We start from the raw sequence: 24,021 nt of genomic DNA, 5'->3' as shown, positions 1-24,021 counted from the left end.
CGCCGATGTCGCCGGACGGCCCGCCGCCCGGCGACGGGCTGACGCCCGCGTTGCGGGCCTGTCTGGCGACATTGCGGCTGCGCCCGCGCCAGGCACGGGGGCGTGACGGCCTGGGCCAGCACGCCAGCCGCAATCGCGGCGCGGGCCTGGAGTTCGCGCAGTACCGCGCCTACGAGCCGGGTGACGAGCCGCGGCAGATCGATTGGAAGCTCTACGCACGCAGCGATCGCTTCTTCGTGCGCGAGGCCGAGCGCGAGAGCCCGGTCCGGGCCTGGGTGCTGCTCGACACCACCGCGTCGATGGCCCAGGCCGACGAGGCTACGCCGCAGCGCACGCGCCTGGAGGTCGCGCGGTTGCTGGCGACCTGCGTGGCGGAGATTGCACAGCGCCAGGGCGATGCCTGCGGGCTGGCGACCTGTGGCGGTGCCGGCATCGCGCTGGTCGCGCCCGGCATCGGGCCGCGGCAACGCGACCGTTTGCGTCACGCGCTGGCGCATGCCGCGCCTGCCGGTGGCTGGCCCGATCCGGCGACGCTGGCACCCGCTTGGGGCCGCATCGCGCGCGGCGACCTGGTCGTCGCGATCGGCGACTGGTTCGATGCGAGCGCGGTCGACGCACTGCTGCAGTTGGCGCGGGCCGGGCGCGAGGTGGTCGCGCTGCAGGTGCTGACCGGCGAGGAACGCGATTTCCCGTTCCGCGATGGGCGCCGCTTCGTCGATCCGGAGACCGGCGAGGCACTGCTGGGCGACGGGCCGGCGCTGCGCGCCGACTACCTCGCACGCTTCGGCGCGGCGCAACGCGCGCTGGCGGCTCGACTGGCAGGCGCGGGCATCGCGTTCGCGACGCACGTCGCCGATGCGCCGCCCGAGGGCGTACTGCGCGCGTTGTTCGGCGAGCGCGCACGATGAGCTTCGGCCTGCTCGCACCGGCTGCGCTCGCGGCGCTGGCGGCGCTGTTGCTGCCGCTGCTGTTGCACCTGGCACGCCGAGATGCCACGCGGCCCACGCCGTTCGCGGCATTGCGCTGGCTGCGCGAGCGGCCGAAGCCGCGCCGACGGCTGCGCTTCGACGACTGGCCGCTGCTGCTGGCCCGCCTGCTGCTGCTTGTATTGCTCGCCCTGTGGCTGGCGTGGCCGGTGCTGCATGGCGGCGCGGCCCCGGCGCGCTGGACGGTGGTCGTGCCGGGCGTGGCGGCCGACGCGATGCCGCCAACCAATCCCGACACGCCGGTACGCTGGCTGGCACCGGGCTTTCCGAAAGCGAGCGGCACGGCACCGGCAGGTCCGGTGCCGGTCGCCAGCCTGTTGCGCGAACTGGACGCGACGCTGCCTGCCGACACCGCGCTGACCGTCGTCGTGCCCGAGACCGTCGACGGGGCCGATGGCGGGCGCGTGGTCTTGTCGCGCGCGGTGGATTGGCAGGTCGTGCCTGCCGCCCCTGCGGCCGCGGAGGAGACCGTCGCGCCGCCGCGGCTCGACGTGTTCGGCATCGGCGACGACGATCCCGCACGGCGCGTGCTGGCGGCGATCGCCCACGCCTGGCGTCCCGACGATGACGATGCGCTGCGACGCGCGACCGCCGATGCGACGCCGCGCGCGGAGGTCGCGCTCGCATGGTGGAGCGCCAGCGCACCGCCGCCCGCATTGCTCGAGGCTGCGGCGGGCCGCGCGCTGTTGCTGGGCCCGGCAGCGTTGCTGCCCGAGGGCACGGACTGGCACGCCAGTGTCGATGACGCGGGTTTCGAGCGTGCGGCCTGCGGCGCGGCGACCTGCGTGCGCTGGCGCGGCAGGTTCGACCCGGCGCACGACCCGGAACTGCTCGATCCCGGCTTCCCCGCACGGTTGCGCGATCGTCTGCAGCCGGTGCCGGCGCCGGCGCGTATCGCCGCGGTGGAGCTGGCTCCCGGTCGGGGGCTGGCGGCCTATCCGCCGGAGCCGCGCGACCTGCGGCCATGGTGGTCGCTGCTGGTCGTGCTGGCATTCGCACTCGAGCGCTGGCTGGCCGCCGCTGCACGTCGGAACACCGCCGCATGAGCGTCGTGTCCGCGCTGTTGCGCGTGCGCGCCGCGACGCGTCGGCGCACGGCTGTCGGCATCGCGCTGGTGGCCACGCCGCTGGCGATCGGCTTGGCCACGCTCGCCGGGCGGATGGCCGGCGGACCGGCGGCGGGCGTCGCGGCATTGCTGGTCGTCGTGCTCGCCGCGATCCTCATCACGCGCCGGATCGGCCGTACCGACCTGCGTTGGCTCTTGCGCCGGCTCGATGCCGACCGCCGCGACATGGAGGACAGCGCCGCATTGCTGTTCGCCGAGCCCGCGGCGATCCTGCCGCTGGCGCAACTGCAACGCGCGCGGCTCGAGGCCCGCCTCACCGCGCGGCCGTGGACGCCGGTGCCCGAGCCCTGGCCGTGGCGTGCGCTGCTGCTGGCATGGTCGGCGGGCGCATTGCTGACGGTGGCCGCCCTGGCGTGGCCGACGACCGCGCCGTCCGGCGCGATCGACCGCGTGCCCACATGGGGCGGGGCACCGGGCGCGCCGGTGCTGCGCGCGCAGACGCTGCGGATCGAGTCGCCGGCCTACACCGGTCTGACACCGCGCACGCAGGCCGAACTGGACGCGCAGGCGACGATGGGGGCGACGTTGCGCTGGACGCTGCGCTTCGCGCCGCAGCCGCAACACGTGGCCTTGCAGCTGCACGATGGCCGTGCGATCGCGTTCGTACGACAGGGCGAGGACTGGACGGCGACGCTGCGGCTCGACCAGTCGTGGCTGTACCGCATCGCGGTCGATGGCGACACCGACCGTGTCATCGCGCGTGCGCAGCCGTGGCGGCTCGAGGCACTGCCCGACCGCCCGCCCGAGGTGCGCGTGCGGGCGCCCGAGGCCACGTTGTCGACCTACACCCGCGGCCAACGCGCCTGGGCGCTGGCGTTCGAGGCGACCGACGACTTCGGCGTCGCAGCGGACGCGCGCCTGCGCATCACCGTCACCCGCGGCAGCGGTGAGGCGGTGACGTTCGAGGACCACACCCGCACCCTGCGGGGTACCGGCGACGCGCGGGCGCGCAGATTCGCGGCGACGCTCGACCCCATCGCGTTGGGCCTGGAGGAGGGCGGCGACCTGGTGGCCCAGCTCGAGGTCCGCGACAACCGCGTGCCCGCACCGCAGCAGGCCCGCAGTGCCAGCCTGATCCTGCGCTGGCCGCCGCCGACGCCACCCGATGCCGATGGGCTTGAAGGCCTGGCGCGCGATGTGCTGCCGGCGTACTTCCGCAGCCAGCGCCAGATCATTCTCGATGCCGAAGCCTTGATCGCCGAGCAACCGCGGCTGACGCGCGAGACGTTCGAGACGCGTTCGGACACGCTCGGTGTCGATCAGCGCTTGCTGCGGCTGCGCTATGGGCAGTTCCTGGGCGAGGAATCGGAAGGCCATGCGCGGCCGCCACCGACTGCCGATGCCGACGACACGCCGCCCACGCCGCCGCGCAAGCCATTGCCGATCGACGATTTCGGTCAGGACGATCCGGCGACGCACGACGCGCCAGCGCAGACGCACGACGACCATGACCACGATCACGATCACACACCCGCCGAGGTCACGACGTTCGGCCGTGCCGACGACGTGCTCGCCACCTTCGGCCACACCCACGACCTGCCGGAGGCGGCGACGCTGCTCGATCCGAAGACGCGCGAACTGCTGCGCAGTGCGCTGCGCGAGATGTGGCAGTCCGAGCTGCACCTGCGCCAGGCCGCGCCACGCGAGGCGCTGGCGCCGGCGAACCGCGCGCTGGTGCTGATCAAGGAGGTCCAGCAGGCCGATCGCATCTATCTGGCGCGTGTGGGCACGGCGCTGCCACCGGTCGATTTCGCCCGGCGCCTCGGCGGCGACCGCGACGGCATCGCGCCGCGTGCGGTGCCCGGCCCGGCGGCAGTCGAGCTCGATGCCCCGATGGTGGCCTGGCAGGCGCTGGCCTGGGATGAGACCTTCGACCCGGCCGCGCTCGTCGCCTGGGCACAGACGCAGCCGCGCGCGCTCGACGATCCGCTCGCGTTGTTGGCCGCGATCGATGCGCTGCAGCGCGATCCTGCCTGCACCGCATGCCGGCAGGCCCTGCGCGCGCAGTTGTGGTACGTGCTGCGACGTCCGCTGCCGACGCCGCTGCGTCGCGCCGCGATCGACGCGATGGGCGCGCGCTATCTCGACGCGCTGCAGGAGGGTGCGCGATGACCCCCGAGCGCTGGTTGCTCCCACTGTTGTCTGCCGCTGCCGCACTGTCGATCCTGCGGCTGGCGATCGCGCATCTGCGCGCGCCACCCGAGGCCCGGCCCGCGGCATGGCGCACGTGCGCGCTCGCGGTGTTGACCGTGGTCTCCGCAGGTCTGCTGGCGCGCACCTTGCAGCCGCCGCCGGTGCCGGTCGCAGGCGACACGCTGGTCGTGCTGACCGCCGGATGGCAGGGACTGCCAATGCCGGCGTCTCAGCGCGTGGTCGCATTGCCCGAGGCCGGCGACGGACCACCCGGGGCGCTGCGGACGCCCGATCTGGCAACCGCACTGCGGCGCCACGATGCGCAGGCGCTGACGATCGTCGGCGCCGGTCTGACGGCGCGCGACCGCGATGCGATCGGCGATCGCGCTTTGGCGTTCGTGCCTGCACCGCTGCCGGCCGGCATCGTCGCGCTCGAGGCGCCACGCGACGTCGCGCCGGGCGCGCGCTTCGAGGTACGTGGCGGTGTCGCCGGTCACGAAGGCGCGCAGGTCGTGTTGGTCGATCCGGCGGGCCGCATCGTCGATACGGCAGCGCCGGACGAGGCGGGCGGTTTCCGCCTGGCCGGCACTGCACGCGGCACCGGCCAGGCGCTGTTCGGCGTGGGCGTGCGCGATGCCGAGGGCGCCGAGCTGTCCCGGGTCGAGGTGTCGGTGGTCGTCGAAGCGGCGGCCCCGGTGCGCGTGCTGCTGCTCGCCGGTGCGCCGAACCCGGACCTGCGCGCACTGCGACGCTGGGCCGAGGACACGGGCCTGCGCCTGCACTGGCGAACTGCCCTGGGCGGCGGTACCGGCGTCGGCGATGCGCCGACACCCGATGCGGCCGGCCTGGCCGAGCAGGATCTGGTGCTGCTCGAGGCGCGCGCATTCGACGGCTTGAGCGCAGGCACGCGGGCCGCGCTGCGCAGCGCGGTGGCGAATGGTCTCGGCGTGCTGGTGCACGCACCGCAGCCACCGTCGAGGGCGTTGCGCGACTGGCTGCGTGGCACCGGCCTGGCGATCGAAGCAGGGTCGGTACGCACGTGGCGCCCCGATCCCGGTCCGGCGGATGTGGCGCGGTTGCGCGCGTGGGCCGGGCCCGGCAGCGCCGATGCGCCGTTCGATCCGTTGCTGGCCGGCGAGGCGCCGCCGGCGCTGGCCTATCGCCCGCTGTCCGGAGGACTGCCGGGAATCGCGGGCAACCCGCCGGACATGATGCGCTGGCAAGCCTGGGGCCGCGGCCGCATCGGCCTGGTCACGCTGGCCGACAGTTGGCGCCTGCCGCTGGCCGGCCGCGCCGATCTGCACGCGGCACTGTGGAGCAGTTGGGCGGGCACGCTGGCCCGTGCCGGCGACCGGGCCACAGCGACGGTCGCGGGGCCCGCCTGGGTCGGCGAGCGCGTCGCGCTGTGCGGGCTCGGTCCCGACGCGCAGGCGATCGCGCCCGACGGGCGCGCCGTCCCGTTGTTGCGTGATCCGGCGACGCGCGATTGCACCGGCCTGTGGCCACGCGTCGCCGGCTGGTACCGGATCGTCGATGCCGATCGGCACTGGCCTGTGCAGGTGCGCGCCATCGAAGACGCGCCGGGTCTGGCGGCGGCGCAGCAACGCGCCAGGACACAGGCGTTGGTCCGTGAGATGTCTGGCGGCCGCGCATCGCAGGCCACTGCCCCCGGGTCGAGTTGGCCCTGGGCGCTGGCCTGGCTGCTGGCAACGACCGTGCTGTGGGCGCTGGGCCGTGCGCCCCTGGGGCGTGCCCAAGTGCCGGCGTCATCCTCACCTCGCTCATCTGTACCTCCAATGGAGAAACGACGATGACCCATCGCGGACGTTGCCATTGCGGCAGCCTGGCCTTCGAGCTGGACGGCGAGATTGCCGAGGTCTACGACTGCAATTGCTCGATGTGCCGCCGGCGCGGTGGCCTGCTGGCGTTCGCGCCGGCCGAGGCGTTGCGCGAGACCGGCACCGGCACTGCGGGCACCTATCACTTCAACACCCACCGGATCGACCATCATTTCTGCACGGTCTGCGGCATTGCGCCCTATAGCCGCGGCATCGCCCCCGACGGTGCGCCGATGGCCTGCGTCAACGTGCGCTGCATCGACGGACTCGACCTGGCTTCGTTGAAGATCGTCCAGATCGACGGCGTTCGATTCTGATCGCGCGCGGGGTCAGCAGCGCGCGTTCTGCGCTGTGGATATGACCCGGCGCGATGAATGGCCTGGCCGCGTCTTGCCGCATCACCTTCGCGCCGGACGCAAACCGACCGGCGCGCGCACAGAGCGCCGTGTCGATTCAGCCTTCCTCTTCTTCCTCGAATTCCACCAGCGCGTCGAGGTCGAAGGCCAGCGCCTCGACCGCCTCGCGGACCTTGCGTGCAGTCGCGGCGTTGCCGGCCTCGACCTCGATTTCGTGCATCTGCGGGCCGCTGACATCGCTCAGCCCGGCGGAGCTGGAGTCGGCGTCATCCATGTGCGGCATCAGGTCGTCGATTTCCTCGACATGCTCGATGCCATCGATGCTCTGCAGGAGATTGATCACCGTACGGGCGGTGTCGTCGCTGCCGGTCAGGCGGATGCGGAGCATGGGCATGGCGGTTCCTCTTCGTCTTCGATTGAGCGGGGAAGCGTGAGGCTGAGAGAAGCGAGGGCAAGCCTGTGTGACGAGCACGCCATGATCGCGTTGCGCGAACGGGCAGCGCAGTTCACACGCGCAGCCAGCGCATCGACAGCGCGACCCCTGCCATTGCTGCGGCGACGCCGAGGAACGCGACCACCAGTCCGGTCGCCTGCGCGGCGAAGCCGATCAATGCGGGACCTGCGAGCACCCCGGCATAGCCGATTGTGCTGATGGCCGGGATCGCCTGTGCCTCGGGCATCGTCGTCTGGCGGCCGGCCATCGAGAACATCACCGGCACCACATTGGCGCAGCCCACACCCACCAGCGCGTAGCCGGCCAGCGCGATCGCGCCACTGGGCGCCAGCGTGGCGATGCTCAGGCCCGCGCACGCGCACAGTGCGCCGAGCACGACCGCGCGGCGGTCGCCCAGGCGGCGGACGAGACCGTCGCCGAGCAGGCGCGCGATCGTCATCGCCAGCGAGAACACGACAAAGCCCATTCCGGCGCGGGCAGCGTCCACGCCGCGGACCTCGTGCAGGAACACCGCACTCCAGTCGAGCATCGAGCCTTCGACCAGGAATGCGACGAAGCACAGCGCACCGATGCACGCGACCACGCCGCGCGGCCACGCGAACGCCGCGGTGTCGCGCGCCACGCGTTCGCTGCGCCAATGGCGTGCCGACGGCGCATACAACGCCAGCACGATCAACGCGACCAGGCCCGTCGCCAACCACGGTGCCAGGCCCGCGCTGAGCAATGCAGTCGTCCCGGCGGCACCGACAAAACCGCCGATGCTGTAGAACGCGTGGAAGCCCGACATCATCGGCCGTGCGCTGTCGCGCTCGACCGCGACGGCCTGCAGATTCATCGCGCAGTCCATCGCGCCGATACCGGCACCGAATGCCGCCAGCGCAGCCGCCAGCAGCCAGGGCGTTGCGGCCATCGCGAGCATCGGCAACGTGATGCAGATCAACAGCAGTGCGGCCACCATGACGCGCTTGCAGCCCTGCCGCGCAGCGAGCGCACCGGCGGCCGGCATCGCCAGCAGCGAGCCGGTGCCCAGGCATAGCAGCACCAGTCCGAGCGAGGCCTCATCAAGGCCGGTCCGGGCCTTGGCGAAGGGCACGATCGGCGCCCAGGCGGCGATCGCGAAACCGGGAATGAAGAACGCGGCGCGCGTCGCATGCTGCTGCGCGCGGGGGGAAGAGATCGGGACGGACATGGCGGACAACGTGGGGAACGGAGGAGGGGAGAGACAGGGGGCGCTCAGGGGGGCGCGGCGACATGTACCGCGATGCCGCGCGCGCCAAAGCGCGCCCGTTGCGCGGGCGGTGCATCGTGTTCGACGACCAGCGTGGCGATCGCTTCGAGCGCCGCGACCCGGTGCGCGGCCTGCGTGCCGAGCTTGGCGTTGGTCGCCACCACGATGGCCTCGCCGCTGGCCTCGATCATCAGGCGTTTGAAGCGGGCCTGCTCGCCGTCGACGCTCCAGATGCCGTGGTCGGCATCGATCGCGCAGGCGCCGGGGAAGCACAGGTCGGCGCGCAGATCGCGCAGTTGCGCCATCGCCTGCGCGCCGAGCGCCGCGCCGCTGCTGGGGTCGATCCGACCGCCGATCAGCAGGACCTCGAAGCCGTCGCGGGCCATCAGTGTCTGGGCGATGTCGGGGGCATTGGTCGCGACCGTCAGCGCCTGGCGCTCGGGCAATGCGGCGGCGATCGCGCTGTTCGTGGAGCCGGCGTCGAGCAGCAGCATCTGGCCCGGGCGGATCCGCGCGGCCGCCACGGCGGCGATCGCGAGCGCGCGCTTGCCCGCCGCGTGCTCGTGATGGCGTCGGGCCAACGGTGGAAAGTCGGGCGTCGGCGGCAGTGCGCCGCCGTAGACACGTCGGCACAGGCCACGCGCGGCAAGCTCGCGCAGGTCGCGGCGGATCGAATCCTCCGACACGCTGAACTCGGCCGCCAGTTCGGTCGCCACGACCCGGCCCTCGATCGCGAGCCGGCGCAGGATCGCCTGCTGGCGCTCCTGCGGCAGCGCGTCGCCAGACGCGGTCATCGAATGCGACCCCAGGTGGCGAGCGCGCGTGTGCCCACGACGGCAACGCTCGCGCCGTGTCTCCAGGTCGCAGCGCGTCGCATCGACGTGGCTCGGCAAGACCTCCGTCCGTCCACCCCCCTGCGCTGCGACATCGGGCACCCCCCGCTCTGCGTGAAGGTGCAAATTTTGGATCAGCGGGTGAAAACGTGCAACATCGTGCATTCGTATGCACGGGCGTGGCGTGCAGGCAGCCGGTGGGCGACCCGCACAGCGGGGCTCGTCATCGTGGCCCTCAGCGCTGCGCTGTGGGGGTGCGGACCGGCACCGTGATGTTGCACAGGTCGATATGCCCGGCCGGATGCAGGTACCAGGCGTCGCGGCGGTTGCGGCGCGATTCGACCACCGCATCGAACAGCGGCGTGTCGGTACGCAACACCTCGAGCGGTGTGCGTTGCGACGGCGGCAGTTCCGAGGCCAGGCGCACCGCGCGGATCGGGGTGCGCTGCGCCGGGTCGGTGTAGAAGCCCAGCGGGCCAGTGCCGCGCGGCAGCACGCTCAGCAGTTCCATGCCCTGCAGCACGCGGCCGACGACGGTGATGTTGCGGTCGAGCTGGCGTGGCGACTGGCCGGTGACAACATAGAGCTCGGTGCCGTTGCTCGAGTCGGGCGCGGTGTTGCGCCCGGCGCCGAGCGTGCCGTAGCAGTGCGCGAGCCACGCGCGCCCACCGCGGCCGGCCTGTGCGTCAGCATCGCGCGCGGCCGGGAAGCTGGCGGAGAATCCGGTCTGCGCGGCCCAGCCGTCGCGGTCGGGCAAGGCATGGAATGCCAGCCCCGCAGCCGGGCGGTCGAACTCGGCCGGCAGGTGCGCGCGTGCGCTGCCGATCGGCTTGCCCGGGGCGCCGTCCTCGACGATGTCGCCAAACTGCACGACGAAGTTGTCCTGCGCGCGGTAGAGCGTCAGGCCGTCCCAGAAGCCCTCGCGTGCAAGCGTGCGCAGGTTGGCCACGTGCGCGGGTGCGAAGTCGGGCGCCAGTTCGATGATCACCCGCCCGGTCTCCAGGTCGAGATACAGCGTGTCCTGCGGGTCGGGCGTGCGCCAGTCCGCGGGCGTGGAGGCGTCGAGCAGGTCCTGGGTCGAGCGCGGGTCGGCCTCGCGCGTGCCTGCGACGTCGGCTGCGGGTGTGCTGGCGCAGCCGGCGATCAGCAGCGCGAGCGCAGCAGCGCAGGGGGCGACGGAAAGGCGCAGTCGGGAGACGGGCAGGCGCATGCGTGAGGTCCGGTGGAAGAGAGCGTCGATTGTGGCCGACCTGGCGCGTCGCATGACTAGCGGCACATTCGCTATAGCGAAGTTCGCAATAGAGTCCTGCTCGACACTCGGAGGCAGCATTGACCGGAAGCGACGAAGCGGACGACGCGGGTCTGCGCAAGTTCCAGAAGGAACTGAGCGCAGGCACGGTCTCGCTCGCGCTGCTGGCGGTGCTGGCTGGCAGTGCCGAGCCGATGTACGGCTACCAGATCGCCAAGCGGCTCGAACGGCTCGACGGCGTGCTCGCCGGCAAGCAGAGCGCTCTGTATCCGGTGCTGCGCAATCTCGGCGCCGCGGGGTTGCTCGACAGCCACGTTGCGCCTTCGGATGCCGGGCCGCCGCGTCGCTACTACCGCATCACCGAGGCAGGGCGGACGACCCTGCGCCATTGGGCCGCCGCCTGGCGCGCCACCCGCGATTCCGTCGACGCCGTCCTGGAGGGGATGATCGAATGAACACCCAAGGTCTGCCGCAAAACATTCCCGAATACCTGGACCATCTGCGCCGCTCGCTGGCCGGCGCCGACCCGGCGCTGGTGCAGGACGCGCTGTACGACGCCGAGGAATACCTGCGCTCGGAACTGGCCGAGCATCCTGGCCGCAGCGAGGCCGAGGTGATCGCCGCGGTCGCCTCGAGCTACGGTGCGCCCGACGAGGTGGCCGACATCTATCGCGACACCGAGGTCAAGGTGCAGACCGCGCTGCGGCCGCCGGCGCCCGCGCCGCGCAGCTCGCTGGCAGGCCGCTTCTTCGGGGTCGCTGCCGATCCGCGGACCTGGTCGTCGCTGTTCTACATGCTGCTGTCGCTGGCGACGGGCATCTTCTACTTTCTGTGGGTGGTGCTGGGCCTGTCGATCTCCGGCAGCCTGGTCATCGTGCTGGTCGGCATCCCGCTGCTGATCCTGTTCCTGGGCTCGGTGCGGGTGCTGTCGCTGGTGGAGGGCCGGCTGGTCGAGGTCATGCTCGGCGAGCGCATGCCGCGTCGACCGCTGTATGCGGCCCGCGGCCGCAGTTGGACCGGGCGTATCGCCGACATGTTCACCGACGCGCGGACCTGGAGCACGCTGCTGTACATGCTGCTGATGCTGCCGCTGGGCATCGTCTACTTCACGCTGGTGGTGACCCTGCTCAGCGCGTCCTTGCCGCTGATCGCCGCCCCGCTGTCGCTGGTGCCGGGCTTGAACCTGCACCTGTGGATCTCCGGCATCGACGTGCCGCGGCAAGCCCCGTTCCTGCTGCCGCTGTTGTCGGCGATCGGCGTGCTGCTGCTGTTCGGCACCCTGCACCTGTGCCGCGGCATCGGCCGCCTGCACGGCGCCATCGCCAAGCACCTGCTGGTGCGCACCGCCCAATACTGAGCCCCAAAACCGGGGTCAGAGTCGATTTTTGCAGAGCCGGGCCGCACCTCGGATCGATGGATCGAAAATCGACTCTGACCCCGGTTTATGACTGCCGGAGCCGCGGCCACTCGGGTGGAATGGGGGGATGCGCATCTGCGGGCAGGCCTGCGACGAGAAACGACTCAGCCCAGGGATGCACCCACAAAACCGGGGTCAGAGTGACTTTTCCGATTCGCCTCAGCCGGGTGGCTGGGAGGAAAAGCGACTCTGACCCCGGTTTTTTTGTGTTGGAAACGCAAAAGGCCGCCTTTCGGCGGCCTTCGGCATCGCGGAGCTGCGGGTCAGACGCCGGCGACGCGGCGGGCGACCTGGAAGCGGGTGGCCCAGTAGCCGGAGTCGAGGTCGGAGACCATGACGTCCTTGCCGCTGCGCGGGGCGTGGACGAAGCGGCCTTCGCCCAGGTAGATGCCGACGTGGTCGATGCGGTTGCCGCGGCGGCCGAAGAAGACCAGGTCGCCGGCGGTCAGCGAGGTGCGGTCGATGCGTTCGCCGTTCTGGGCCATCTCGCGCGAGACGCGCGGCAGTTCGATGCCCAGCGCGGTGCGGAAGACGTAGCCGACCAGGCCGCTGCAGTCGAAACCGCTGTCGGGGCTGGAGCCGCCCCAGCGGTAGGGCGTGCCGAGCAGGGTGAGTGCGCGCTTGAGCAGGGACTCGACCCGGCCATCAGCGACCTGCACCGGCTTGTCGACTTCCATCGCGATGAGCTGGTTGATGTCGCTGGCCAGGAGCATCTGCGGCTGCTGCAACTGGGCGGCGGGTGTGACGATCGCCTTCGCGACCGATGTGGTCTGATCGAACTGATCCGCTGAGTCGGCGGCCAGGCCAGGGCCTGCGAATGCCGGGGCGGTCGCCAGCGCAAGCAGCAGCGCGGCGGAGGTGTTGCGGAGGAGGCTGCGGGAGGCGCCAGCGCCATTTAAAGACGCGTCTGTCGTCGTCACGTGTGCTTCACATCTTCCGGACCAGCGGGGGAAGCTACCGGGTTTGCGCGAAGGAGTTGTTAAGCAAAAGTTACTGAATGCGCCCAAGTGCTTGTTTGTGCTCGCTATTCAGTGAAGAACGCGTCGTGACCCCGTGTAGTTCCGGCGCCAGTAGCTGCCGTCCAGATGGTCCAGGCGCACGGTGCCGCCGGTGCTCGGTGCGTGCACGAAGCGGCCCTCGCCGACATAGATCCCGACGTGGGAAACGCTCCCGCCGCTGCCGAAAAACACCAGATCGCCCGGGGCCAGCCGCTCGGCATCGATCTTCGGCCCCTGGTAGGCGTAGAGCTCGCGCGATGAACGCGGCAGCCGCACATCGAGCATGTCGCGGAACACGTAGTTCACCAGGCCGCTGCAGTCGAAGCCGCCCTCGGGCGTGTTGCCGCCATATCGATAAGGCGTGCCGACCAGGCTGATCGCGCGCATCAGCACCGCATTGGCCGCCGCCGGGTCGGTCGGCGACACCGTATTCCAGGTGCGCTGCGGGACCGGCGCCGAGGCGGCCGGCGCGGCCGGGCGAACATCGCGCCCGCCGCAGCCGGCCAGCGCGAGCAGGGCGAGCGTCATCGTCAGCACGCCAACCGCGCGGCGCCGCCCGGTTGGCGCGAACGCGTCGGAGTCGGGATAATGCGGACTTGCCTGCATATACGTCATTCCACCTGCCAGTCCCGGCATCGTGCCGCATGTGCGCCACCGTCCTCAAGCGGCCTTGCGGCCGCATCACCAGGGTTTCCCCATGAAGATCGAGAAAGACCGCGTCGTCCGTTTCCACTACAGCGTCGCGGAGGCTGGCCAGGCGCCGGTGGAGACGTCGCGCGATCGCGATCCGCTGGCGATCCTGTTCGGCCACGGCAACATCATCCCGGGTCTGGAAAAGGCGATGGAAGGCCGCGAGGCCGGCGAGAGCTTCAAGGCCGAGGTCACCGCCGCCGAGGCCTATGGTGAGCGCCGCGAAGGCATGACCCAGCGCGTGCCCAAGAAGCACTTTGGCGACCAGAAGCTCAGTGTCGGCCAGCAGGTGGTGCTCAACACCAGCTTTGGCCCGCGCGCGGTGACGATCGAGAAGGTCGGCATGAGCGTGGTCGATGTCGACCTGAACCATCCGATGGCCGGCAAGGATCTGACGTTCGACATCGAGATCGTCGAAGTGCGCGAGGCCTCGACCGAGGAAATCGAGCACGGCCACGTCCACGGCGACGGCGGTCACCACCACTGATCCGCCAACGGTGCGCGACGCGGGGAGGCGTCGCGCCGCCGGGCCGGATCGGTCGATCGGGGGACATGCAATGAGCGCATCACGGCATGCCGTACTGGGGCCGGTGCCCGCTGCGCAGCGGCTGGAGATCCTCGATGCCCTGCGCGGCGTCGCGCTGCTGGGCGTGTTCGCGATGAACATCGAAGCGTTCTCGCGGCCGGCGCAGGAGATGGGCGCGGGTATCCCGCCCGAGGCCACTGGCCTGGATTGGGCGGTCGCCTGGGGCGTCCACGTCTTCATCGCCGGCAAGTTCTGGACGATGTTCTCGCTGCTGTTCGGCATGGGCTTTGCGCTGATGAGCGAGCGCATCGCCGCCTCGGGGCGTCCGGTCGCGCCGGTCTTCCTGCGCCGCCAGGCGGTGCTGCTGGCCTTCGGCCTGCTGCACATCGTGCTGATGTGGTGGGGCGACATCCTGCACAGCTATGCCATCGCCGGACTGTTGCTGCTGGCGATGCGCGAGATCGCGCCTCGCTGGCAGCTCGCTGTCGGACTGACACTCTATGCCGGGGTTGGGGCGTTCTATCTGGTGAACGCCGCGCTGCTGGCGCTGGTGCCCGATGCGATGCTGGCCGATTTTGCAGGCGCATTGGCGTCGGGGCGCGAAGCCGCCGAGCGCATCTACCCCAGCGGCAGCTTCGGCGAGATCACGCAACGTCGTGTGTCCGACTACCTGCAACTGGGCCTGCAAAGCCAGTTGTTCCAGGTGCCGATGATTGCCGGCGTGTTCCTGATCGGCAGTTGGTTGCTGCGCGGCGGCTGGCTGCGCGCATCCGCCGAGCACCGCGGTTTCTGGTGGCGGCTGCTGGCCTGGGCGCTGCCGCCTGCGGTGCTGTTCACGGCCCTGGGCGTGTGGTTGGGCACGTCGTTCGACAGCCCGCTCGCGCCACGTGCCGCGTTGTCGGTGGGCTTGATGCTGCTCGGATCGCTGCCGATGTCGCTGGCCTATGTCGCGTTGCTGGTGCTGGCCTGGACATCGGCGTCCGGACAGCGGGTGCTGCGCGCCTTCGCGCCGGCCGGCCGCATGGCCTTGACGCATTACCTTGCGCAATCGTTGGTGTGTTCGTTGCTGTTCTATGGCTACGGCGCTGGTCTGTGGGGCGAGCTCGGGCGCGCGGCGCAGACCGGCCTGGTGCTGGTGGTGTTCGCGGCGCAGCTGGCGATCAGTCCTGTCTGGCTGGCGCGGCATCGCCACGGGCCGGTGGAATGGCTGTGGCGCTGGGCGACCTACGGCCACCGACCCACGTGGCGGCGCGCGTACCAGGTGGCATGAGCCCGCGCGACGACGTGCTGATTGTCGGCGGCGGCGCGGTCGGCCTCGCCTGTGGGCTGGCGCTGGTCGAAGCCGGGCGCCGGGTGCGGGTGCTCGAGGCAGGCACCGCGGGCTGCGGCAGCTCGCACGGCAATTGCGGCACCATCACCCCCAGCCATGCCGCACCATTGGCGGCGCCGGGTGCGATCGCGCGTGCATTGCGCTGGCTGTTCGCCAACGACGCACCGCTGCGCATCGCGCCGCGTTTCGATCCGGCGCTGTGGGCCTGGCTCGCGAGGTTCGCGCTGCGCTGCAACCACCGCGACTGGCGGCACGCCACGCGCGCGCGGGCGGCGATCCTGCAGGCGTCGCGCACGGCATTCCCGGACTGGCTCGCCGACCACGGCATCGAATGCGAGTTCGCGGCGACTGGCATCGACTACGTCTACCGGGACCGTGCGCAATTCGATGCCTTCGAGGACGAGGCGCGCATGCTGCGCGAGCTGGGTCTGACGCTGGACCAGATCGACGGCCCACGCGCGCTGCGCGAGGAGCCGGCGCTGCGCGAGGGGGTCGCCGGCGTCGTGCGTTTTCCAGGCGACGCGCGCCTGCGGCCCGATGTCTACGTCGCGGGAATGGCTGCGGCGTTCCGCGCGGCAGGCGGCACGCTGGAAGAACAGTGCGAGGTGCTGTCGGCCGAGGAGACTGCGCAAGGCGTGCGTGTGACGACCTCGCGCGGCGACTTCGCCGGCCGCGATCTGCTGCTGGCCGCCGGTGCCTGGTCGCCCGGCGTCGCGCGCGGGCTGCGACTGCGGGTGCCGGTGCAACCGGGCAAGGGCTACTCGATGACCTACGCACGTCCGGTGTCTGCGCCCCAGCGTTCGATGGTGCTGCACGAGCGCAGCGTGTTCGTGACGGTCTGGGACGCCGGCCTGCGGCTGGGCGGCACGATGGAGTTCGCCGGCTACGACCGCAGCCTTAACTGGGTGCGGATCGATGCGATCGAACAGGCGGCCGGCGAGTATCTGCATCTGCCAGCGGCGCCCCGACGCCAGGACACGTGGACCGGCTTGCGCCCGGTCTGTGTCGACGACCTGCCGCTGATCGGTGCAGCGCCGGGGCATCGTCACATCTGGATGGCGACCGGGCATGGCATGCTCGGTATCAGCATGAGTGTCGCCACTGCCCACCTGATCCGCGATTTGATCTGCGGAACGCCGCCCGGATTCGATCCGGCCCCCTTCGCGCCGGCGAGGTTCGCATGAGTGCGACCGGCGATGCCCTCGCGTTCGACCTGATCGTCGTTGGCGGCGGCTCGGGCGGACTCGCTGCGGCCTTCCGCGCTGCCGAGTACGGCCGGCGTGTTGCCCTGCTCGAGCCGGGCGACCTCGGCGGCACCTGCGTCAACGTCGGCTGTGTGCCCAAGAAGGCGATGTGGCTGGCCGCCGACCTGGGCTTGCGCATCGGACACGCCGCGCGACTTGGATACGACTTGCCGCGCGACGGCCGTGCGGCGTTCGACTGGCCCTGCTTTCTGACCGATCGTCAGCGCTACATCCACGGCATCCATGCCAGTTATCGCCGACGGCTCGATCGTGATGGCGTGCTGTTGCTTCCCACGCGCGGCCGGCTGGCGGGGGAGGGCGCGGTGGAAACGGCCGACGGCGCCTTGCTGCGCGCGCCGCACATCGTGCTCGCGACCGGATCGCGTCCGATCGTGCCGCAGATTCCTGGCGCGTCGCTGGGCGTGGTCTCGGACGATTTCTTCCACTGGACGCAGGCGCCGCCGCGCGTGGCGATCGTGGGGGGCGGCTACGTCGCGGTCGAGTTGGCCGGTGTGCTGCAGGCCCTGGGCAGTCAGGTGGAGCTGGTCGTACGCGACGGCCGGTTATTGCGCCAGGCCGAGCCCGAACTGGTCGCGCAGTTGCAGGACAACTACACCCAGCAGGGGATCGTGCTGCATCTGGGCATGGCCTCGCAGGCGCTGCATCGGCAGGCCGACGGGCGGATCGCGATCCAGACCGATGGTGGTCTGCGGCTCGCGGACTACGACCAGGTGCTGTTCGCGACCGGACGGCGCCCCAACACCGACGACCTGGGCCTGGAGCGCGTCGGCATCGCGCCCGACCCGCAGGGTCATCTGCCGGTCGATGCGTTCCAGGACACGCCCGCGCCCGGCGTGCATGCGGTAGGCGATATCTGCGGTTGCGGTCCGGCGCTCACGCCGGTCGCGATCGCGGCCGCGCGCCGGTTGTGCGACCGCCTGTTCGGCGGTCGGCCCGATGCGCGCCTCGATGCGGAGAACGTGCCCAGCGCGATTTTCTCGCATCCGCCGCTGGCGATGGTCGGCCTGACCGAGGCCCAGGCGCGCGAGCGACATGGCGACGATGTGCACGTGTACACCAGCCGCTTCCGCCCGATGATCGAGGCGCTGGCCGATACCTCGCAGTGCAGCCTGTTCAAGCTGATCTGTGTGGGCGAGGCGCGGCGCGTGGTCGGCCTGCACCTGCTCGGCGACGCTGCTGACGAGATCCTGCAGGGCTTTGCCGTCGCACTGAAGATGGGGGCCACGCTGGATGACTTCCACGACACCGTCGCCATCCACCCCACCAGCGCCGAGGAAGTGGTGCTGATGCGCTGACCGGTGCGCAGCGCGGCCCGCTCAGGGCAGCAGGTGCAGCGCCTGCGCGCCACCGCGGACCGCGTCGACCACCAGGCGGCGATCGAAGCTGGCCAGACGCCCGCCCATCTGGACGGCGAGCGCCAGCAGATAGGTATCGGTGACCTGGCCGGAGGTCAGCAGCCGATCGTGCGCGACGTGCTGCGCGTCGAGCAGGCTCAGCGCGTCGGGCCAGAACCGATGCCCCGGATGCGCGCACAGGCCGGCCAGCACCTGCGCTGCCTCGGTGACCGACTCGGCCGGGTTGGAATAGCGCGGATTGGATAGGATTCGCAGCGCACCGTTCTGGGTGATCGGGCAGGAAGCCCAACCTTGCGCGCCTTCACGTGCGAACCAGTCGTGGGCGCGGTCATGGTGCGCGTGGAGGGGATCGAGCAACGCCAGCAGCACGTTGACGTCGAGCAGGTGGACCGGCGCGCCCGGCGGCCAGCCGGGCGCGCGTTCCGCCACCCGGTGACGGGCCCCGGTCACGGGGCCTCGTCGCGCAGTCGGTTGACCAGCTCGAGCGTCGCCCGCTCGGCGCCGGGTCGGACCGGCAGCAGCGCAATCCCATTGCGGTAACGCGGTGGCGGCGTGGTCGGCGTCAGGCCCTTGCGGACCAAGTCGGACACCACCTCACCGAGGCTGCGGCCTTGCGCCTGGGCCAACGCGCGGGCCGCGGCGAGGACATCGTCGTCGAGCGAAAGCGTCGTGCGCATGCGGGGACTCCAGAGGAACTGCATCAAGCATCGCGCATCACGCATCATTCTGCAAATCAGGGCGAGGCACCGTCGCGCGCCGATCTCGAATCGTCGGATGCCTGTAGGGCGCGGGTGACTACGGCCCCTTCTGCCCGCCGGTACGCGCCTGCGCATAGCGGGCCCAAGTCGCTTCGACCGTCTCGCCAGTCAACGCAGCCCAGGTCTCCGGTGTGTAGGCCCCCGCCCGAAGCGCGGCATCGAGCTTGCGCACCAGGCCGGGGTGCGCCGTATCGGCCCACTTGAGGAACGCGCCGCTGACCCGGTAGCCAGTGTCGTACCGGTGGTCGTCGGCGACGGCTTCGGGCAGGGCCCAGCCACTGGCGGCGTTGTCGAGCCCGTAGCGGTCGCGGGCGTAGTCGGCGATCCCTTCGGTCAGCCACACCGGCGCGCCGTCGCCATAGCCGGGATAGGCCTGGACGATGTGCATGGCCTCGTGGGTCACCAGGTCGACATCGCCAGGGCGCTCGACGAGCCAGGCCGGGTTGATCGTCATCGTCGCCTGACCCTTGTTGTCGACGAAGGCGACGCCGTCGTAGTCGGGGTCGATGACGATGTCGACGGCGTTAGCCGCAGCGGGGTTGAAGTCCGCGCGCTGACGCGCGTAGGTCGAGAAGAAGGTCTCGACGATGCGCTCGCGCATACCGGCATCGAGCGCATCGGTCGCGTCGCGGTAGACGAGCGTCACGCCGTCGCGCTCGATCGTGGTCTCCGTCGCCGCAGCGGTGGCGAGCGGCAGCAGGCACAGCAGCGGCAGCAGACGGGCAAGGCGGGTCATCGGCGGGTCTCCAGCGTGACGGGGGTGAAGGGGGCGAGCAGTTCGAGTTCCGCCAACTGCAGGCGGCCGGGTGCCGAGAAGCGCACGCGATAGGTGTCGAAGTCGCCCGGCGCGCCGATGCGGAACGGACGCGTCTGGCGCGCCCACGCGAAGGTCTGGCCCCGGCGGGTGTCGATCGTGCGCCACGGGCCGTCGCCGCGACGTCCTTCGAGCGTCCAGTCGGCGCCTTGGATCGTGCGTTCGCCCGAGGTCAGCGTGTAGAAGTGCGCGCGGCCGGGCTGCGGCAACGCGATCTCGACCGCGGTGTCGTCGCCACGCAGCCAAAGGCCGCTGGTGGCATCGTCGTCGATCAGACCCGCTGCCTCGTCGCCGGCCACCGTGGCGCGCGCGTCCGCGACTGCCAGGTCGGCCAGCGTCGTCGGTGCTTGGCCATCCGGCGTCAGCGAGGGCGGCGCGTCTTCCGGCCGGCTGCCCCAGGTCGAGGGCTCGGGCCCCATGCGGAATTCCAGCGTGGCGCCGGCCGCGATGACCTCATGCGGGATCCACGTGCGGCGCCAGGGCCGGCCGTTGACGGTCAGCGATTGCACGTAGACATGGTCCGGCGCGTTGTCGATCGCGCGGACCTCCAGCGTCCGGCCTTCGCCCAGTTGCACGCGGGCGCGGTCGAACAGCGGCGAACCGATCACATACTCGGGCGCGCCCATGCGCAGCGGGTACAGGCCGAGCGAGGCGAACAGATACCAGGCCGACATCTCGCCGTTGTCCTCGTCTCCCGGATAACCCTGGCCGATCTCGCTGCCCAGATACAGCCGCGAAAGCACTTCGCGCACGATGCGCTGGGTCTTCCACGGCTGCCCGGCATAGAGGTACATCCACGGAATGTGGTGCGCGGGCTGGTTGCTGTGCGCATACATGCCCAGGCGCACATCGCGCGCCTCGGTCATTTCGTGGATCACGCCGCCGTAGGAACCAACCAGCGTCGGGTCCGCCGTCTCGGGCGTGGCGAAGAACGCGTCGAGCTTCGCTGCCAGGGCCTTGCGGCCGCCGTAGAGCGCGGCCAGGCCGTTGCCGTCGTGCGGCGCTGTGAACGCGAACGTCCAGCCGTTGGACTCGGTGTAGTCGTGGCCCCAGACGCGCGGGTCGTACTGCGCCGATGGCACGCGCCAGGCACCGCCGGCATCGCGGCCCTGGAAGAACCCGGCCTGCCGGTCGAACAGGTGCGCATAGGCCGCCGCGCGATAGCGGAAGTACTCGGCTTCCTCATCGTAGCGGCGGGCCTGCGGCGTATCGGCGTGTTCGGCCAGCGCCTGCGCCATGCCGGCGATGCCGAAGTCGTTGAGCGCACCCTCCATCGTCCACGACATGCCCTCGGGCACGCGGGTATCGGCGTAGCCGCGGAAGGTCGCCTCGGCCATGCCCTTGCGGCCGACGTGACGGCTGGGCGGGACCACGGTCGCGTTCTTGAGCGCGGCCTCGTAGGCCAGCACCGGATCGAAAGCGGTCACGCCCTTGCGCCAGGCATCGGCGAAGGCGACATCGGTGCTGGTGCCGACCATCAGGTCGGCGTAGCCGGGCGAGGACCAGCGCGCCAGCCAGCCGCCGGCGCGGTACTGTTCGAGAAAGCCATCGACGAGCACGCCGGCGTTGTCGGCCGCGAACAGCGCGTAGGCCGGCCATGCGGTGCGGAAGGTGTCCCACAGCCCGTTGTTGATCACGATGCGGCCGTCGCGCACCGGGGCGAAGGTGCGCCGGGCGTTGCCCTCGGCATTGTCGTCGGCGCTGCTCATCTGGCTGGCGTAGCGCCAGTCGGGCTGCGTCGCGCTGCCGGCATTCTCTGCGCCGCTGTTGGGATACAGGAACAGCCGATACAGATTGGAGTAGAGCGTCGTGCGCTGGTCGTCGCTGGCGCCTTCGACCTCGAAACGGCCGAGCAATGCGTCCCATCGTGCACGGGCACGCTCCGATACGTTGGCGACGGTGTCGCCCTCGTCCATCTCCAGGTCCAGGTTGTGCCAGGCCTGTTCGACCGAAATCAGCGAGGTCGCGACGTGCATGCGCACGGTGCGCGCGCCGTTGACGTCGAACTTGACGTAGCCGGTCGGCCGGCCGGTATCGAGGGTGCCGCTGTCGCGCCAGGGCGTATCGAAGCGGGCGACCACGAACATGCGCGTCGCGCCGGTGGACAGGCCGCTGCGCACATCGGTATAGCCGGTCAGGGTCCCGGTCGCGGCATCGAGTTGCAGCCCGCCACGCGCATCGACGTTGTCGAAGAGCAGATTCGCATCGCCGTCGCCGGGAAAGGCGAACTCGAACACCGCCGCGTGGTCGGTCGGCGCCAGGGCCACCTCGATGCCGTTGTCGAAGCGCAGCTGATACAGGTGCGGCCGCGCGATCTCGGTCTTGCGGTCGAACGCCAGCGCACGCGCCTGGCGGTCCGCTTCGGGCACGCCGCGATCGCGCGAGGGCATGAACTGGAAGGTCTGGCGGTCGCCCATCCAGGGGCTGGTCTGATGGCTGAGCGCCAGCGCCTGCAGGCGCGGCCGGTTGGCCGCGTCGTTCTGCTCGTTCCAGCGATAGAGCCAGTTCAATACGCCCGCATCGGTCACAGGCGTCCAGAAATTGAAGCCGTGCGGGACCGCGGTTGCCGGGAAGTTGTTGCCGCGCGAGAACCGGCCGTTGGACTGGGTGCCGCGCGTGGTCAACACCCAGTCGCTGGGGTGCGCCCGCGTCTGCCGCGGTACCTGTGCCAGCGCGATATCGTCGATCCAGCCACGCGCGACACCGCCGCCCGGCGGTTGCACATCGAGCTCGATTGCGACCACGCGCCGGCCGCGCAATCCGGTCACATCGCCCAGGCGCACCGCCTTGCGCGCCCACTGCTGCGGATACAGCGACTTCGATGCGCCCTGTGCACCGGCGCCGACCCGAACACCGTGCTGGTCGCGCGCATCGCGAGTCGACAGCCGGCTGCCATCGTCGAACCGCAGATCCAGCGAGACCCAGGTCGATGCGTCCGTATCGCCGTCGACGATCTCCGGCAGCACTAGCCACGACAGCTCGGTGTTGGGCTCGACGGCGATATCCACGTCGAACAGCCGCTGACGACCAGGTGCGGCGGCCTCGTAGCGCAATGCCCGCAGACCGCTGTAGCCGGCGCCGGCCCGCGCGGCATAAGGGGCCTGGGGACCGTCGCCCACGCGCACCGCGAGTGCGCCGGCCGCCTCCGTCGTCGGCCCGGGGTCTCCGGTTTCGAACGAGCTGGTGAATCCGGGCGCGTCGTGCGCCTGCGCGGGGAGCGCGAACGCGGCGGCGAGGGCGCACGCCAGCAGTGTGCGCGTCGAGAGCTGTCGGGTCATGCCGGGGCGCTCCGACCGCGTGCGCGAGGGCGCGCCGTGCCGGCGTGTTGTTCGCCTGGCGCATGCGCGTAGGTCAGCGAACTGGCGCGCTCGACCAGATGCACCGGCGCGATCGTCGTGCGTCGCGGCGCATCGGGTGCGCGCCCGCGCTCGAGCACGATGTCCACCGCCTGACGTCCGAGCGCGCGTGGGCCGGTGGCCAGTGTCGTCAGCGTCGGCACCTGGGCACAGGCCTCGGGCGTATCGTCGAAGCCAGTGATCGCGAAGTCACGGCCTGGTGCGATATTGCGCGCACGCAGGCCCATCATCAGGCCGAAGGCCACACCGTCGTTGTAGGCCACCACGGCGGTCGGCGCCGGATCGCGCGCGAACAGCGCCGCGGTCGCCAGGCTCGCCGCGATCCGCGTCGGCGGGCACTCGACGATCCACTGCGGTTCGAGCGTGACGCCGGCCTCGGCCAGTGCGGCGCGGTAGCCGTCGGTGCGCTGGCGGAACGAACTCGATGTGCGGCTGCCGCCAAAGAACGCGATGCGCCGGTGGCCCTGTGCCAGCAGGTGCTCGGTTGCCAGCCGCGCACCGGTTGCGTTGTCGGCGCCCAGATAGTCCCAGTCGCCGTCGGCGACCTCGCGGTTGAACAACAGCAAAGGGGTGTGCAGGCCGACGACCGGTCGCAGGTCGTCGGCGCGCGTGCCGTCTGCAGGCGTCAGGATGACACCGGCAGGGCCATGCTCGATCAGCGACGCCAGCACCGCGCGCTGGCGCTCGACCGATTCTCCACTGCTGCCGAGCAACATCACGCAACCGGCACCCGCCAGCGCTTCGTCCACGCCGGCGGCGAATTCCGCGACGAAGGGGTTTGACAGGTCGTTGACGACCAGGGCGACACTGGTGGAGATCTTCCGGCGCAGATTCGCCGCGCTGCGGTTGTAGACGTAGCCCTGGCGGCGGATCTCCGCTTCGACCCGTTGCCGGGTCCGGGCCGCCACCACCGGACTGCCGCTGAGCACCAGGGAGACAGTCGCCGGCGACACGCCGCAGGCGCGCGCGATGTCGGCCAGGGTCACCCGTCGACGCGTTTCGGATCGGGTCATGGCTGGATCGTTTTAAGAGGTGTATCGATCCTGCAGAAAATCCAAACGCTTGGCAAACCGCATTGCAGCAAGTGTTCGAAACCGGCGTCTTCCGAGCGCGCGGTGTCTGCTGTCGCTTGGCGTTTGCGTGCCTCAAGCCGAGAACATGCGTGCCGCAGTGCAGCGTGACACTCTTATTTGAAACGATTAAATCGATCGGCAGGACGTTGCCGAGGGGGCGACTTCGTCCGGCCAAGCGTTCGCTGCCGGTGTTTTTCGGCGGCGAGGGCATGGCGACATGCGAACGATCCGGCACC

At 70.9% G+C, this 24,021-nt stretch carries 22 protein-coding genes; 11 read left to right on the top strand and 11 right to left on the bottom strand.

From position 1 onward, the window contains the following. The first annotated feature begins 5 nt into the window (after window positions 1–5). From FHW73_RS06400 to FHW73_RS06380, 5 genes are read left to right on the top strand one after another with little or no spacing between them, the layout of a single operon-like run. Window positions 6–908, top strand: a complete 903-nt coding sequence (locus FHW73_RS06400) for a DUF58 domain-containing protein (protein WP_183425864.1) — start codon at window positions 6–8, stop codon at window positions 906–908. Then, on the top strand, window positions 905–2,032 hold the full coding sequence (locus tag FHW73_RS06395; RefSeq protein WP_183425863.1) for a BatA domain-containing protein: 1,128 nt from the start codon (window positions 905–907) through the stop codon (window positions 2,030–2,032). The genes FHW73_RS06400 and FHW73_RS06395 overlap by 4 nt, the downstream gene beginning before the upstream one ends. After that, window positions 2,029–4,224, top strand: a complete 2,196-nt coding sequence (locus FHW73_RS06390; RefSeq protein ID WP_183425862.1) for a hypothetical protein — start codon at window positions 2,029–2,031, stop codon at window positions 4,222–4,224. The genes FHW73_RS06395 and FHW73_RS06390 overlap by 4 nt, the downstream gene beginning before the upstream one ends. Further along, the gene (locus FHW73_RS06385) at window positions 4,221–6,059 is read left to right on the top strand and encodes a carboxypeptidase regulatory-like domain-containing protein (protein ID WP_183425861.1); all 1,839 of its coding nucleotides are present in this window, start codon (window positions 4,221–4,223) and stop codon (window positions 6,057–6,059) included. The genes FHW73_RS06390 and FHW73_RS06385 overlap by 4 nt, the downstream gene beginning before the upstream one ends. Continuing rightward, window positions 6,056–6,400: a GFA family protein gene (locus tag FHW73_RS06380; protein ID WP_183425860.1), complete on the top strand. Its 345-nt coding sequence runs from the start codon at window positions 6,056–6,058 to the stop codon at window positions 6,398–6,400. Before FHW73_RS06385 ends, FHW73_RS06380 begins: the two co-directional genes overlap by 4 nt. Before the next feature lie 136 nt (window positions 6,401–6,536). Here the strand turns inward: FHW73_RS06380 and FHW73_RS06375 are convergent, their stop codons facing one another. From FHW73_RS06375 to FHW73_RS06360, 4 genes are all read right to left on the bottom strand, one after another. After that, entirely contained in the window at window positions 6,537–6,833 is a 297-nt protein-coding gene (locus tag FHW73_RS06375; protein WP_183425859.1) for a hypothetical protein, read from the bottom strand. Between the two features lie 112 nt (window positions 6,834–6,945). Further along, window positions 6,946–8,082 carry an MFS transporter gene (locus FHW73_RS06370; RefSeq protein ID WP_183425858.1) on the bottom strand — a complete coding sequence of 379 codons (1,137 nt, stop codon included), beginning with the start codon at window positions 8,080–8,082 and terminating at the stop codon, window positions 6,946–6,948. A 44-nt stretch (window positions 8,083–8,126) separates the two neighbouring features. Next, window positions 8,127–8,915, bottom strand: coding sequence for a DeoR/GlpR family DNA-binding transcription regulator (locus tag FHW73_RS06365; protein ID WP_183425857.1), 789 nt, complete (start codon window positions 8,913–8,915; stop codon window positions 8,127–8,129). A gap of 274 nt (window positions 8,916–9,189) precedes the next feature. Further along, window positions 9,190–10,164, bottom strand: a complete 975-nt coding sequence (locus FHW73_RS06360) for a peptidylprolyl isomerase (RefSeq protein ID WP_183425856.1) — start codon at window positions 10,162–10,164, stop codon at window positions 9,190–9,192. A gap of 119 nt (window positions 10,165–10,283) precedes the next feature. On the opposite strand from FHW73_RS06360, the gene FHW73_RS06355 reads away from it, so the two are divergent. Next, a complete protein-coding gene (locus tag FHW73_RS06355) occupies window positions 10,284–10,658 on the top strand; it encodes a PadR family transcriptional regulator (RefSeq protein ID WP_255492727.1) in 375 nt (124 codons plus the stop codon). After that, window positions 10,655–11,560: a sensor domain-containing protein gene (locus tag FHW73_RS06350; RefSeq protein WP_183425855.1), complete on the top strand. Its 906-nt coding sequence runs from the start codon at window positions 10,655–10,657 to the stop codon at window positions 11,558–11,560. The genes FHW73_RS06355 and FHW73_RS06350 overlap by 4 nt, the downstream gene beginning before the upstream one ends. A 323-nt stretch (window positions 11,561–11,883) precedes the next feature. On the opposite strand, the gene FHW73_RS06345 is transcribed toward FHW73_RS06350, so the two are convergent. Together FHW73_RS06345 and FHW73_RS06340 are read right to left on the bottom strand one after the other, a co-directional pair. After that, window positions 11,884–12,540, bottom strand: a complete 657-nt coding sequence (locus FHW73_RS06345) for a C40 family peptidase (protein ID WP_345776152.1) — start codon at window positions 12,538–12,540, stop codon at window positions 11,884–11,886. 108 nt (window positions 12,541–12,648) lie between these two features. After that, window positions 12,649–13,224 carry a C40 family peptidase gene (locus FHW73_RS06340; protein WP_183425854.1) on the bottom strand — a complete coding sequence of 192 codons (576 nt, stop codon included), beginning with the start codon at window positions 13,222–13,224 and terminating at the stop codon, window positions 12,649–12,651. A 91-nt stretch (window positions 13,225–13,315) separates the two neighbouring features. On the opposite strand from FHW73_RS06340, the gene FHW73_RS06335 reads away from it, so the two are divergent. The 4 genes from FHW73_RS06335 (at window position 13,316) to gorA (ending at window position 17,724) form a co-directional block, all read left to right on the top strand. Next, complete coding sequence (locus FHW73_RS06335; RefSeq protein WP_183425853.1) at window positions 13,316–13,795, top strand: peptidylprolyl isomerase; 480 nt, start codon at window positions 13,316–13,318, stop codon at window positions 13,793–13,795. 70 nt (window positions 13,796–13,865) lie between these two features. Next, window positions 13,866–15,104, top strand: coding sequence for a DUF418 domain-containing protein (locus tag FHW73_RS06330; RefSeq protein WP_183425852.1), 1,239 nt, complete (start codon window positions 13,866–13,868; stop codon window positions 15,102–15,104). Then, complete coding sequence (locus tag FHW73_RS06325; protein WP_183425851.1) at window positions 15,101–16,348, top strand: FAD-dependent oxidoreductase; 1,248 nt, start codon at window positions 15,101–15,103, stop codon at window positions 16,346–16,348. Before FHW73_RS06330 ends, FHW73_RS06325 begins: the two co-directional genes overlap by 4 nt. Then, complete coding sequence (gorA, locus tag FHW73_RS06320) at window positions 16,345–17,724, top strand: glutathione-disulfide reductase (RefSeq protein ID WP_183425850.1); 1,380 nt, start codon at window positions 16,345–16,347, stop codon at window positions 17,722–17,724. Before FHW73_RS06325 ends, gorA begins: the two co-directional genes overlap by 4 nt. A 21-nt stretch (window positions 17,725–17,745) precedes the next feature. Here gorA and FHW73_RS06315 read toward each other — a convergent pair whose 3' ends face one another. The 5 genes from FHW73_RS06315 to FHW73_RS06295 all read right to left on the bottom strand — a co-directional run bounded on the left by FHW73_RS06315 (window position 17,746) and on the right by FHW73_RS06295 (window position 23,725). Then, window positions 17,746–18,234 carry a TA system VapC family ribonuclease toxin gene (locus FHW73_RS06315; protein WP_221187433.1) on the bottom strand — a complete coding sequence of 163 codons (489 nt, stop codon included), beginning with the start codon at window positions 18,232–18,234 and terminating at the stop codon, window positions 17,746–17,748. Next, a complete protein-coding gene (locus tag FHW73_RS06310) occupies window positions 18,231–18,461 on the bottom strand; it encodes a CopG family transcriptional regulator (RefSeq protein WP_183425849.1) in 231 nt (76 codons plus the stop codon). The genes FHW73_RS06315 and FHW73_RS06310 overlap by 4 nt, the downstream gene beginning before the upstream one ends. Window positions 18,462–18,579: 118 nt before the next feature. Then, window positions 18,580–19,278: a basic secretory protein-like protein gene (locus FHW73_RS06305; RefSeq protein ID WP_183425848.1), complete on the bottom strand. Its 699-nt coding sequence runs from the start codon at window positions 19,276–19,278 to the stop codon at window positions 18,580–18,582. Continuing rightward, on the bottom strand, window positions 19,275–22,634 hold the full coding sequence (locus FHW73_RS06300; RefSeq protein WP_183425847.1) for a GH92 family glycosyl hydrolase: 3,360 nt from the start codon (window positions 22,632–22,634) through the stop codon (window positions 19,275–19,277). The genes FHW73_RS06305 and FHW73_RS06300 overlap by 4 nt, the downstream gene beginning before the upstream one ends. Then, the gene (locus FHW73_RS06295; RefSeq protein WP_183425846.1) at window positions 22,631–23,725 is read right to left on the bottom strand and encodes a LacI family DNA-binding transcriptional regulator; all 1,095 of its coding nucleotides are present in this window, start codon (window positions 23,723–23,725) and stop codon (window positions 22,631–22,633) included. The genes FHW73_RS06300 and FHW73_RS06295 overlap by 4 nt, the downstream gene beginning before the upstream one ends. Window positions 23,726–24,021: the final 296 nt, after the last annotated feature.

Origin of the sequence: Luteimonas sp. RC10 (assembly GCF_014192745.1) — a bacterium.
Lineage (GTDB): Bacteria > Pseudomonadota > Gammaproteobacteria > Xanthomonadales > Xanthomonadaceae > Luteimonas.
This window is presented reverse-complemented; position numbering and strand designations above follow the sequence as displayed.

Bases quoted from the DNA above. Each gene is read 5' to 3' on its own strand.
- FHW73_RS06400 (WP_183425864.1), top strand. From the start codon at position 6: ATGTCGCCGGACGGCCCGCCGCCCGGCGACGGGCTGACGCCCGCGTTG.
- FHW73_RS06395 (WP_183425863.1), top strand. From the start codon at position 905: ATGAGCTTCGGCCTGCTCGCACCGGCTGCGCTCGCGGCGCTGGCGGCG.
- FHW73_RS06390 (WP_183425862.1), top strand. From the start codon at position 2,029: ATGAGCGTCGTGTCCGCGCTGTTGCGCGTGCGCGCCGCGACGCGTCGG.
- FHW73_RS06385 (WP_183425861.1), top strand. From the start codon at position 4,221: ATGACCCCCGAGCGCTGGTTGCTCCCACTGTTGTCTGCCGCTGCCGCA.
- FHW73_RS06380 (WP_183425860.1), top strand. From the start codon at position 6,056: ATGACCCATCGCGGACGTTGCCATTGCGGCAGCCTGGCCTTCGAGCTG.
- FHW73_RS06375 (WP_183425859.1), bottom strand. From the start codon at position 6,833: ATGCCCATGCTCCGCATCCGCCTGACCGGCAGCGACGACACCGCCCGT.
- FHW73_RS06370 (WP_183425858.1), bottom strand. From the start codon at position 8,082: ATGTCCGTCCCGATCTCTTCCCCCCGCGCGCAGCAGCATGCGACGCGC.
- FHW73_RS06365 (WP_183425857.1), bottom strand. From the start codon at position 8,915: ATGACCGCGTCTGGCGACGCGCTGCCGCAGGAGCGCCAGCAGGCGATC.
- FHW73_RS06360 (WP_183425856.1), bottom strand. From the start codon at position 10,164: ATGCGCCTGCCCGTCTCCCGACTGCGCCTTTCCGTCGCCCCCTGCGCT.
- FHW73_RS06350 (WP_183425855.1), top strand. From the start codon at position 10,655: ATGAACACCCAAGGTCTGCCGCAAAACATTCCCGAATACCTGGACCAT.
- FHW73_RS06340 (WP_183425854.1), bottom strand. From the start codon at position 13,224: ATGCAGGCAAGTCCGCATTATCCCGACTCCGACGCGTTCGCGCCAACC.
- FHW73_RS06335 (WP_183425853.1), top strand. From the start codon at position 13,316: ATGAAGATCGAGAAAGACCGCGTCGTCCGTTTCCACTACAGCGTCGCG.
- FHW73_RS06330 (WP_183425852.1), top strand. From the start codon at position 13,866: ATGAGCGCATCACGGCATGCCGTACTGGGGCCGGTGCCCGCTGCGCAG.
- FHW73_RS06325 (WP_183425851.1), top strand. From the start codon at position 15,101: ATGAGCCCGCGCGACGACGTGCTGATTGTCGGCGGCGGCGCGGTCGGC.
- gorA (WP_183425850.1), top strand. From the start codon at position 16,345: ATGAGTGCGACCGGCGATGCCCTCGCGTTCGACCTGATCGTCGTTGGC.
- FHW73_RS06310 (WP_183425849.1), bottom strand. From the start codon at position 18,461: ATGCGCACGACGCTTTCGCTCGACGACGATGTCCTCGCCGCGGCCCGC.
- FHW73_RS06305 (WP_183425848.1), bottom strand. From the start codon at position 19,278: ATGACCCGCCTTGCCCGTCTGCTGCCGCTGCTGTGCCTGCTGCCGCTC.
- FHW73_RS06300 (WP_183425847.1), bottom strand. From the start codon at position 22,634: ATGACCCGACAGCTCTCGACGCGCACACTGCTGGCGTGCGCCCTCGCC.
- FHW73_RS06295 (WP_183425846.1), bottom strand. From the start codon at position 23,725: ATGACCCGATCCGAAACGCGTCGACGGGTGACCCTGGCCGACATCGCG.